The organism is Aeromonas sp. 3P (assembly GCF_051919745.1).
Classification (GTDB): domain Bacteria; phylum Pseudomonadota; class Gammaproteobacteria; order Enterobacterales; family Aeromonadaceae; genus Aeromonas; species Aeromonas veronii.
Genome location: NZ_JBQBED010000001.1, coordinates 3,749,934 through 3,760,034 on the forward strand (window position 1 = coordinate 3,749,934; position 10,101 = coordinate 3,760,034).

The 10,101-nt window shown below is 60.0% G+C and carries 10 protein-coding genes; 4 read left to right on the top strand and 6 right to left on the bottom strand.

Translation table 11 applies throughout. The features are described from left to right. Positions 1-11: 11 nt before the first annotated feature. Genes agaV through kbaZ form a run of 3 tightly spaced genes read right to left on the bottom strand, consistent with a single transcriptional unit; the run spans position 12 to position 2,980 of the window. Positions 12-485 (bottom strand): PTS N-acetylgalactosamine transporter subunit IIB, encoded by a 474-nt coding sequence (gene agaV / locus ACTG19_RS17455; RefSeq protein WP_005335358.1) that lies wholly within the window; start codon positions 483-485, stop codon positions 12-14. Next, positions 485-1,654 (bottom strand): SIS domain-containing protein, encoded by a 1,170-nt coding sequence (locus ACTG19_RS17460; protein ID WP_204382155.1) that lies wholly within the window; start codon positions 1,652-1,654, stop codon positions 485-487. Before ACTG19_RS17460 ends, agaV begins: the two co-directional genes overlap by 1 nt. A gap of 12 nt (positions 1,655-1,666) precedes the next feature. After that, positions 1,667-2,980: a tagatose-bisphosphate aldolase subunit KbaZ gene (gene kbaZ / locus ACTG19_RS17465; RefSeq protein WP_374511708.1), complete on the bottom strand. Its 1,314-nt coding sequence runs from the start codon at positions 2,978-2,980 to the stop codon at positions 1,667-1,669. A 274-nt stretch (positions 2,981-3,254) separates the two neighbouring features. Between kbaZ and ACTG19_RS17470 the strand changes: the two genes are divergently transcribed. Further along, positions 3,255-4,115 (top strand): DeoR family transcriptional regulator, encoded by an 861-nt coding sequence (locus ACTG19_RS17470; protein WP_108542420.1) that lies wholly within the window; start codon positions 3,255-3,257, stop codon positions 4,113-4,115. A gap of 47 nt (positions 4,116-4,162) precedes the next feature. Beyond that, on the top strand, positions 4,163-4,918 hold the full coding sequence (gene cysQ, locus ACTG19_RS17475; RefSeq protein ID WP_439989332.1) for a 3'(2'),5'-bisphosphate nucleotidase CysQ: 756 nt from the start codon (positions 4,163-4,165) through the stop codon (positions 4,916-4,918). A gap of 80 nt (positions 4,919-4,998) precedes the next feature. Here the strand turns inward: cysQ and ACTG19_RS17480 are convergent, their stop codons facing one another. From ACTG19_RS17480 to ACTG19_RS17490, 3 genes are all read right to left on the bottom strand, one after another. Next, on the bottom strand, positions 4,999-5,295 hold the full coding sequence (locus tag ACTG19_RS17480) for a YciI family protein (RefSeq protein WP_439989333.1): 297 nt from the start codon (positions 5,293-5,295) through the stop codon (positions 4,999-5,001). A 24-nt stretch (positions 5,296-5,319) separates the two neighbouring features. Next, entirely contained in the window at positions 5,320-5,883 is a 564-nt protein-coding gene (locus ACTG19_RS17485; RefSeq protein WP_064335576.1) for a septation protein A, read from the bottom strand. A 90-nt stretch (positions 5,884-5,973) separates the two neighbouring features. Then, the gene (locus ACTG19_RS17490) at positions 5,974-7,497 is read right to left on the bottom strand and encodes an aminotransferase class V-fold PLP-dependent enzyme (protein ID WP_439989334.1); all 1,524 of its coding nucleotides are present in this window, start codon (positions 7,495-7,497) and stop codon (positions 5,974-5,976) included. A 175-nt stretch (positions 7,498-7,672) separates the two neighbouring features. Between ACTG19_RS17490 and trhA the strand changes: the two genes are divergently transcribed. After that, positions 7,673-8,308 (top strand): PAQR family membrane homeostasis protein TrhA, encoded by a 636-nt coding sequence (gene trhA / locus ACTG19_RS17495; protein ID WP_439983038.1) that lies wholly within the window; start codon positions 7,673-7,675, stop codon positions 8,306-8,308. 127 nt (positions 8,309-8,435) lie between these two features. Beyond that, entirely contained in the window at positions 8,436-10,097 is a 1,662-nt protein-coding gene (locus ACTG19_RS17500) for a putative transporter (protein ID WP_005335335.1), read from the top strand. The last annotated feature ends 4 nt before the right edge of the window (positions 10,098-10,101 follow it).

A 10,101-nucleotide genomic window follows, 5' to 3' on the forward strand; every position in this document is an offset into this window, starting at 1 on the left:
ATTGTCCTTAATCAGAGCAAATTGAAAATGTCCTGTGCCGGTTCGGTCGGCACGCCCTGGACATAGCACTCGACACGGGCGTCCCGCAGGGCGCGAAATGCGGTGATGTCCTGTTCGTCCACGGATACGGTCTTGTGGATTTGACGCTTGCCGTCGGCGTAATGCATGTTGCCGACGTTGATCCGGGAGATGGGGACACCTCCCTGAACCAGGGTGTTGAAATCGGTCGGGTTTTTGCAGACCAGCAGGATCTTCTGGCGATCCGCCGCCTTGTGGATGTTGTCGATCACCTTCTGGAGCGGCCAGAACCGCACCGCAATGCCTTCGGCCAGCACCATCTCCATCAGGTTCTGCTGGATGGGGTCCTCTGCCACCTCGTCGTTGGCGACCAGCACCAGATTGGCACCGGCAAAGCCGACCCACTGGACACCGACCTGACCGTGGATCAGACGCTCATCGATCCGGCTCAATACGATATTGGGCATCACAGCACTCCTTCTTGGTGGAACGGGTAGATATTGACCCCCTGTACGACCCGGTTGACCTGACCGGTGGGGCAGGGATTGTCCGGGCTGATCCCCAGTCCCAGCGAGGTATGGAAGGCGTAGTACTGGGCATAGAGCAGGTAGCAGAAGGCGAGCTGGGCATCGTCGCCATGCAGAGTGTGGGGCAGGTAGATGTGCTCCCCCTCCTCGATGGCGGGATGGCGCTGGTCAGCGATGGCAACTACCCGGGCAGCCTTGCCATCGCTTCGCAGCTCGCGCAGCAGATCCAGATCGTATTGCCGGGTGTAAGGGTCGTTGGAGATGAGCAGCACGATGAGCGTCTGTTCGTTGACGACCGATTTCGGACCGTGGCGAAAGCCGGTGGGGGAGTCGAACATGGCGACCAGACGGCCGGCGGTCAGCTCCAGCAGTTTGAGTGCCGCCTCCTGCGCCACCCCTTGCAGACTGCCGCTGCCAAGATAGATGACCCGCTCGGGCAACGGCTCGTTCCAGGCCGGTACGCGCTGCACAATCTGCTCCAGAATGGCGTCACTGGTGGTGACCAGCTGCTCGCAGCGCTGGCGGTTGAACCGCTCTGGCAGAAAGAGAGCCAGACAGCTCAGCATCATGCTGGTGAGGCTGCTGGTCATGGCGAAGCTGCGATCATTGGTCTGGGGCGGCATCAGCAGGGCCAGAGAGTGGGCATCTTGCTGGCAGCGGCGATAGAGCGCCCCTTCACCGTTGCAGGTCAGCACCAGATGGTGGCAGTGGCTGAGCAGCTGACTGGCCAGTTCGACCGCAGCCACGCTCTCGGGGCTGTTGCCGGAGCGGGCAAAGGAGATAAGCAGGGTCGGGCAATCTTCGGCCAGATACTCGGCCGGGTCGGTGACGATATCCGTGGTGGCGATCGCCTCGACCCGGGCATGCAGGTGGGCCGAGAGATAGGGGGCGAGCGCCCGACCGGCAAAGGCGGAGGTGCCAGCCCCGGTCAGGATAATGCGCAGCTCTTGCCGGGCGAGCAGGGGGGCCAGAAAACGGGTCAATGCTGGACGGCACTCCTCGACCATGGTGAGGGTCTCGCGCCAGGTGGCGGGTTGCTGGCGAATTTCACGGGCAGTCGCCAGGCCATTGGCACTGCGCAACATCTCTTCTGGATAACCAAGGATCATGTCTGCAACTCCTTATACAACGGGGTCGAGCTGGGAATGGCGGCGAGAGGCCGCAGTGCAGGCGCTGGCGTAGTGCCGCAGCACCTCCTGCACCTGATCGAGAATGAGGTCATGGGGATTGGCCGAGAGCGTGCCCTGACGCACCTTGCGATACTGCAGGGGCAGATGCTGGCTCAGCAGTGGCAAGGGAATGGGCTCCGCCGCCAGATTGGCCAGCAATCTGGCGTAGCACTCATCGACCCGGCTATCGGGCCAGTAGTAGCGAATGCGATCCGAATAGCTGTAGCCACGGGCCAGCCGGCACTCGTTGGCACTGCCCTGGTAGTGGCTGCGCCAGAAGTCGGGGCGCTCCAGCATGGTCTCTTCCATCACCTTGCGCAGACCTGAACAGGCCTTGGCAACCACCAGTTCCTCCTCGATGGCGGCAAGGGCAAACAGCGCTTCGCGCAGGGCGAAGGTGAGGGCTGGGCCGACTTTGAGAATGGCAAAGTGGTCGCGTACCAGCTGGCGGTAGGCCTCGGGAGTTTGGTAATCGGTGGAGTGAGCCTCGAACACCATGTGGGGATAGGCTTCGATCATCCGGCTAAGGGGAGCCGCTTTTTCGGGCCGGTAATCGATGACACGGGTATGGTCAAACTCGACACCGGGTTGCACCACCAGACCGATCACCCTCGGCCAGATATGGGCCAGCCCCGCCTTGTTGAAGGCCTGTTGATGGGCCTCGAGGGTATGGCGCGCCGCCTCCGGCGTGGTGACCGCCAGCTCGGCAAGATCTTCATGGGCACCGCCCGGTACCGGCACCTCGGTGCCAATCACATAGACCAGATCGCTCTCGCCAAAAGTGGCCAGACAGGTTTGCTCGGCGATCTGCGCCAGCCGTGCGGCTCGCTCTGCGACCAGCTCATCGGTCAGGGGAACGGGATCGCCCTGACAGGACATGCTGCAGTCGAGGTGGATCTTCTTGAACCCGGCAGCGACATAGCTGGCGATGAGATCTTCGGCATGTGCCATGGCCTGCTCGGCCGGTTCCCCCTGCCAGCGGTTGGGGCCCAGATGGTCGCCCCCCAGAATGAGGCGCTGCGCCGGAAAGTGACATTGTGCCGCCAGCTCGTAGAGGCGATCGCGAAAGTCGGCGGGGGTCATGCCGGTATAGCCGCCAAACTGATCCACCTGATTGGAGGTGGCCTCGACCAGCAGCAGCTCATCCCCTTCGGCGGCTAGCCGCAGCGCGGCTTCCAGCACCAGCGGGTGAGCGGAGCAGACGGCGTAGATCCCGGTCTGTTCTCCCTGTTTGTGTCTTTCGACCAGTGCCAGCATGGATTTCATTTTGATGTTCCTTGGTTGCTGCGGATGGAAAGGTTCTTTCGATTTCTTTTCTTTACGGTAGTAGGGAGGGAAAGAAAACGAAACAAAAGAGTCGTTAGATCTTGAGATGGATCACAAAAAGAAAGGTATCGAAAGGTTGTGGATGATGGGTAAAGATGGGGAGAGTGGTGGTAAAGCGTAATGAAGGCTTGATTTGGCACCTTCGCTGAGCGTTAATATGCAAACGTAACGAAGTGAAAGCGATCTTTCACTACAGCATTTCGGCAGAAGAACTATGCAAACAAGCGAAAAAGGTGCGCTCGGAACCAGCGAGCGGCGGGAGCGGATTATTCAGCAGCTGCGCAGCAATGGCAGCGTTCAGGTCAACGAGCTGGCGACTCACTATCAGGTCTCTACCGTGACCATCCGCAACGATCTGGCCTTTCTGGAGAAGCAGGGGGTGGCCGTGCGCGCCTACGGCGGCGCCCTACTGTGCGAGCCTGGCCAGACGGTGCCGGAGCGCACTATTGCCGACAAGAGTGTGCTCAATACCCCGGTGAAACAGCGGATAGGTGCGCTGGCGGCGACCCTGGTGCCCTCCGGTTGTCGCCTTATCCTCGATTCGGGGACGACAACACTGGAGGTGGCGCGTCATCTGAAGGGACATCAGGAGATCCTGGTGATGACCAACGGCATGAATGTGGCGAATGAACTGCTCGAAGCAGAGGGGGTGGAGCTGCTGATGACGGGCGGACATCTGCGCCGCAAGTCGCTCTCCTTCTACGGTGCGCAAGCGGAGCAGTCCCTGCAAAACTACCACTTTGACATGCTGTTTCTCGGGGTGGATGGCATCGATCTGGAGCGCGGCGTCAGCACCCATCATGAGGACGAGGCGCGCCTTAACCGCTGCATGTGTCAGGTGGCCGAGCGGATTGTGGTGGTCACCGACTCCACCAAGTTTGGCCGGCGCAGTCTGCACAAGATCATCGATACCCTGCGTATTCACACCCTGATCACCGACGATGCCGTGCCTGCCGATATCCTTTCCGGCCTGCGCAATGCCGGTATCGAAGTGCTGTTGGTACCAGCCGATGGCAGCAAGGGGCAGGAGAAGCAGGGGCAATATAATCCAGTACAATCAGCTATAAGCGGTTGATGACAAACGCGATAGACTGGGTTTCTTACTCACTGATCGAGCCTGTTATGTACCACCCCGATATCACCGAACTTGAACCTGTCGCTCGCGCGGCGGGAGCGGCCATCATGGCCATCTACAGCCAGCCCTTCGCGGTGGAGTACAAGAGTGACGAGAGTCCGCTGACCGCGGCCGACAAGGGGGCTCATGAGGTGATCGTTCAGGGGTTGGCACGGCTGACTCCGGATATTCCCGTATTGTCCGAGGAGTCGGGGTCCGAGGTGATGGCGGCGCGCCACGGCTGGTCCCGCTACTGGCTGGTGGATCCCCTCGACGGCACCAAGGAGTTTGTCTCCCGCAACGGCGAGTTCACCGTCAATATCGCGCTGATTGAAGGGGGGGCGCCGCGCTGGGGACTGGTCTATGCGCCGGTGCTGGACAAGCTCTGGTATGGCGGCAAGGGCGTGGGGGCCTGGCGTATCGCCGATGGCAAGTGCGAGCCTATCCAGACCCGGCCTCATCGTGAAGGAGAGGCGTGGCGAGTGGTGGGTAGTCGCAACCACCTGTCGCAGGAGACGCTCGACTTTTTGGCTCCTTTTGGCGAGATCGAGCTGGTTTCCATGGGCAGCTCCCTCAAGTTCTGCATCATTGCCGAGGGGGGCGCCGAGCTCTATCCACGCCTCGCCCCCACCTGCGAGTGGGATACCGGCGCTGCGCAGGCGGTGCTGGAGGGGGCGGGGGGCAGCGTCACCCAACTCGATGGCTCGTCCCTTGTCTACAACAAGCCCGATATCCTCAACCCCTGGTTTGTCGCCAGGGCATAAACGAGATATCGGGATGCAAAAAGGCCGGACTGGAATGAACTTCCAGTCCGGCCTTTTTTATTTCGCTATGCGCTTTGCGGTCAGAAGACCTTTTTGAACGGCTTGATGGTGACCTTGGCGTAAACACCGGCGGTCACATAAGGGTCGGTATCGGCCCAGGCTTTGGCGTCAGCCAGCGAGGCAAACTCGGCGATGACGGTGCTGCCGGTAAAGCCTGCATCGGCCGGATCCTCGGCATCGATAGCCGGGTTGGGGCCGGCGGTCAGCAGGCGCCCTTCATCCTGCAGGGCTTGCAGGCGAGCCAGATGGGCAGGGCGAACTTGCTTGCGCAGTGGCAGGCTATCGGGGACATCTTCGGAGTAGATGAGATACCACATGAGACAATCCTTTTCTGATGAGGGTTACTTTTTGGGTTCGTCTTTTTGCTGGGACAACTGCTCGGCAGGGATGTGGCGATAGAGATAGACGCCGCTCAGCAGGGTAAAGACCAGCGTCATCCCCAGCAGGCCGAACACCTTGAAGTTGACCCACATCTCCTGCGGCAGGTTGAAGGCCACGTAGAGGTTGAGCAGGCCACAGACGGTAAAGAAGCCGACCCAGCCGAGATTGACTGTGTCCCAGACCTTATCGGGCGCTTGCAGTTCTTTGGCCAACATCTGTTTGATTAGATTCTTGCCAAAGCCGTAGCGGCTGATGAGCAGACCCAGTGCGAACAGCACGTTGATGACAGTCACTTTCCACTTGATGAAGGTGTCATCGTGGAAGAAGACGGTGAGGCCGCCGAAGAAGCCGACCAGCAGGAAGGTAAAGAGCTGCATCTTCTCGACTTTGCGATAGCGGATCCAGCTATAGGCGAGCTGCAGACCGGTGACCACCACTAGGGCGCCGGTAGCCATGTAGATGTCGTAGAACTTGTAGACCGCGAAGAAAACGATAAGTGGAATAAATTCAATAAATTGCTTCATTGTTGGCGCCTAGTCCTCAAAGATGGCCTGCAAATTTCGCCCAGTCTACCTGCATGGCGGACAACGGCAAATGAATAAGACCGCTCATTTTTACGCCGGTTCCGTGCTGTCGCCAAACAGTTGGCGTGCAATGGAGATCCCCAGTCGCTGCTGATCGGCCAGCAGTTCACGGATATGACGCTCTTCGATAAGCGGGTTGAGCAGCACGGCGCGCAGCAGGGTGAGCGGTTGGGCGCCGTAGCGCACCACGGCGCGCTGGGTGCGGGAGACAAAGCTGTGTCCCTCGGCGCGCTGGGCTTTTTGCAGCGCTACGTTGAAGGCGTTGATCTGCTCGTTGGCCGCTTCATCCAGCACCTTGCCCTGCAGATGGGGCGGGATGCAGCGATAGGAGAGCAGGTTCATCACCGGTGCCGACATCAGCTCGAAGGCGGAGTCACTTTCGATGAGATCTGCCATCAGCCGGGCGCGGTCGTAGTTGGCTTCGATAAGCTCGGCGTAGCCTTGCTGGCCGAACAGCTGGAAAGCGGCATCCAGATAGAGGGCATTGGCCGGGCGGGTGCCCTCCAGCGTAAAGCGGCCCTGATCGAACGAGGTGGCACGAATGGCGTAGGGCGCCTCTCGCTTGACCGCCATCATCAGGTCGTGCTGGCGGCAGAGCAGCATGCCTGTACCAAGCGGCACCAGCAGTTGCTTGTGGCCATCGAGGGTGACTGTGTCGGCCTGCTCTATTCCGGCAAGCAGACCTTGATAGCGGGGAGAGAAGAGGGTCGGGCCGCCCCAGGCGGCATCCACGTGGAAGTGGATCTGCTCGCGCTCGGCGATGGCGGCCAGCTCAGGCAGGGGGTCGATGGAGCCAAAGTCGGTACTGCCTGCAACGCCGACCAATGCCAGTACTTTCAATTTCTGCTCTTTGCACTGGATCAGCGCCTGCTCCAGCGCAGCCAGACTGAGCCGGTTCTGCTCGTCGGTCTCGAGGCGCCAAACGCTGCGGGCGCCCAGCCCCAGCAGATCCATCCCCTTGTCGAAGGAGTAGTGCATCAGGCGGGAGCCCAGAATAACGGCGCCGCGATAGCCCTGCTCATAGAGGGTGAACAGGTTGTCGCCGCAGGCGCGGTTGCGGGCCAGCCACAGTGCCGTGACGTTGGCGATGGTGCCGCCGCTGGTCATGACGCCGAGGGCGGCATCCTTGGCATGCATCTGCTCGCCGTAGAAGGCATCGTCCCTGCCATAGATGAGGCGGTGCAGCTTGGCCAGCACCTCTCGCTCCAGAAAGCTGAGCAGGCGGGAGGACTCCATCTTCATCGGATTCTGGTTGAGCATCACCAGCAGGCGCGACAGCTCGGCGGTATAGGCCGGCAGGGGCGCCGTCATGTGGCCCATGTAGCGTGGCGAGGTGAGGTGCGAGGCGCCGGGCACCAGAGTGGCCAGCCGCGCCAGATACTCCTCGATAGGTTGGCCGACTGCAGGCATGCGGGATTGATCGAGCTGGTGGGTGAACAGGTCGCGCTGATAGGGGGGCTGACTGTCGTCGGAGTGGTGGAAGCTCTCCAGCAGGGTGTTCATCGCCTCGCCAAAGGCGGGATCCGCTTGTGCAAACAGCTCAGTCAACTTCATCAGGTTCTCCAGACCAGGTCACCGGGGTAGGTGTCTATGCCGCTTGTCTCGGGCATCGGCGGCAGAGCATACACCAAAGGTTGGCAGGTGACAGCCACTCCATTTTTTAAGCGAACACTTGTACTCCGAAATGGCGCTGGGTAGAGTGAGCCACAGTTATTGTGGAGTCGATGTTATGAGTGGTGTGATGGATTACTCCCCCCGGGAGGAGCTGGCAAACCGGCTGAGCCACGGTGCGGGATTGTTGCTGGGGATTGTCGGGCTGGTGCTGTTGCTCATCAAGGGATGGGGGCAGGGTACGCAAGCGCTGGTGAGCTACAGCCTTTATGGCGGCAGTCTGGTGCTGCTCTATCTCGCCTCGACCCTCTATCACAGCATGGGGTCAGGGCGGGCCAGACGCTGGTGCAAGGTGTTTGATCACTGCGCCATCTATCTGCTGATTGCCGGCACCTATACCCCCTTCCTGCTGGTTGCACTCGACACGCCGCTGGCGAAGGGCTTGATGGTGGTGATCTGGGCCCTAGCGCTGGCTGGCGTGGTGTTCAAGCTGGTGTTTATCAATCGCTTCAAGAAGTTGTCGCTCTTTACCTACCTGATGCTGGGCTGGCTGTCGCTGGTGGTCATCTACCAGCTCTATATCCATCTGGCCGGTGAGGGGCTGCTGCTGCTCGGGCTTGGCGGCCTTATCTACAGCTTCGGGGTCATCTTCTATGTGGCCAAGCGGATTCCCTATAACCATGCCATCTGGCATCTCTTTGTGCTGGGTGGCAGCGTTTGTCACTTTATGGCCATTTACGGCTACGTCGCCTAACGTCTTACAACTAGCCCTTAATTGGTATTTTTAGCGCGTAAAAGGATAAATTCGTGCGGTATCACACAGTTGGCATCAGCGTTTGCTGACAAGCTAGGGCCAGTTCAATTCGCAAAGGATGCACGAAATGAGTGAAATCGCGCTTTCCATCAGCATGTTGTCGCTGGTGGCAGTGCTAGGACTCTGGCTGGGAAACTGGCGAGTCTATGGCGTTGGGTTAGGAATAGGGGGGGTGCTGTTCGGCGGCATCATTGTGGGTCACTTTGCAGGTGCCTCCGATCTCGCGCTGGATGCACAAACGCTTCACTTTATTCAAGAATTTGGCCTGATCCTGTTTGTCTATACCATCGGCATCCAGGTTGGGCCGGGTTTCTTCTCGTCATTGCGCAGTTCGGGTCTCAAACTCAACGCCTTTGCCGCTTTGCTGGTCATCCTTGGCTGCGTGGTGGCTGCTGGCTTGCATCAATTTTTCGATGTGCCGTTGCCGGTCATTCTGGGGGTCTTCTCCGGTGCCGTCACCAATACGCCATCCCTCGGTGCGGGCCAGCAGATCCTGGCCGAGCTGGGCGCCGCGCCCGGTTCTACCGGTTTGATGGGGATGGGATATGCGGTTGCCTATCCGTTTGGTATCTGTGGCATTTTGCTCACCATGTGGCTGGTCAGGGTCTTCTTTCGCATCAAGATCGACGATGAAGCCGCCCAGTTCGAGCTACAAACCGGTAAAACCAAGGAGAGCTTGCAGACCATCAACATCGCGGTGCGCAACCCCAACATGCACGGCCTGATGCTGAGCGAGATCCCGAGTCTCGACGAGTCTGATGTCATCTGTTCACGGCTCAAACGGGGCGACGAGCTGATGGTGCCACGGCCGGAATCCCGTATCGAACTGGGTGACTTGCTGCACCTGGTGGGTGAGCGTCACGCGCTGCACAAGGTGTTGCTGGTGTTGGGGGAGGAGGTGGAGACCTCGCTCTCGACCCGGGGCACCGATCTGCGCGTCGAGCGAGTAGTGGTGACCAACGAGCAGGTTCTTGGCAAGAAGATCCGCGATCTGGACATCAAACAGCGCTATGACGTGGTGATCTCCCGTCTCAACCGGGCTGGTATCGAACTGGTGCCGACCAGTCAGACCAGCCTGCAGTTTGGTGACATCCTCAACCTGGTTGGCCGTCTCGACGCCATCGAAGCGGTGACCAATGTGGTCGGCAACGTGCAGCAAAAACTGCAACAGGTGCAGATGTTGCCGGTATTTATCGGGATTGGCCTTGGCGTATTGCTCGGCTCCATCCCCTTCTATCTGCCCGGTTTCCCGGCCGCCCTCAAGCTGGGTCTGGCGGGGGGGCCGCTGGTGGTGGCGCTGATCCTGTCGCGGATCGGCAGCATCGGCAAGCTCTACTGGTTCATGCCACCCAGCGCCAACCTGGCGCTGCGGGAGATCGGGATCGTGCTGTTTCTGGCGGTGGTTGGATTCAAGTCCGGTGCCGGCTTCGTCGATACCCTGATCAACGGCGATGGTCCAGCCTGGATGCTCTATGGTATGGCGATCACCCTGATCCCGCTGCTGGTGGTCGGTGTGCTGGCGCGCCTCTACGGCAAGATGAACTATCTGACCCTGTGCGGTTTGCTGGCCGGCTCCATGACAGACCCTCCCGCGCTGGCCTTTGCCAACGCCATGCACCCGACCAGTGGCGCCAGTGCGCTCTCATACGCCACTGTCTACCCGCTGGTGATGTTCCTGCGGATCATCTCGCCACAACTGCTGGCTATCATCCTCTGGGCGGGAGCATAGGGTT

Excerpts from the sequence above, each read along its gene's own strand:
- agaV (WP_005335358.1), bottom strand. The coding sequence starts at position 485 with ATGCCCAATATCGTATTGAGCCGGATCGATGAGCGTCTGATCCACGGT.
- ACTG19_RS17460 (WP_204382155.1), bottom strand. The coding sequence starts at position 1,654 with ATGATCCTTGGTTATCCAGAAGAGATGTTGCGCAGTGCCAATGGCCTG.
- kbaZ (WP_374511708.1), bottom strand. The coding sequence starts at position 2,980 with ATGAAATCCATGCTGGCACTGGTCGAAAGACACAAACAGGGAGAACAG.
- ACTG19_RS17470 (WP_108542420.1), top strand. The coding sequence starts at position 3,255 with ATGCAAACAAGCGAAAAAGGTGCGCTCGGAACCAGCGAGCGGCGGGAG.
- cysQ (WP_439989332.1), top strand. The coding sequence starts at position 4,163 with ATGTACCACCCCGATATCACCGAACTTGAACCTGTCGCTCGCGCGGCG.
- ACTG19_RS17480 (WP_439989333.1), bottom strand. The coding sequence starts at position 5,295 with ATGTGGTATCTCATCTACTCCGAAGATGTCCCCGATAGCCTGCCACTG.
- ACTG19_RS17485 (WP_064335576.1), bottom strand. The coding sequence starts at position 5,883 with ATGAAGCAATTTATTGAATTTATTCCACTTATCGTTTTCTTCGCGGTC.
- ACTG19_RS17490 (WP_439989334.1), bottom strand. The coding sequence starts at position 7,497 with ATGAAGTTGACTGAGCTGTTTGCACAAGCGGATCCCGCCTTTGGCGAG.
- trhA (WP_439983038.1), top strand. The coding sequence starts at position 7,673 with ATGAGTGGTGTGATGGATTACTCCCCCCGGGAGGAGCTGGCAAACCGG.
- ACTG19_RS17500 (WP_005335335.1), top strand. The coding sequence starts at position 8,436 with ATGAGTGAAATCGCGCTTTCCATCAGCATGTTGTCGCTGGTGGCAGTG.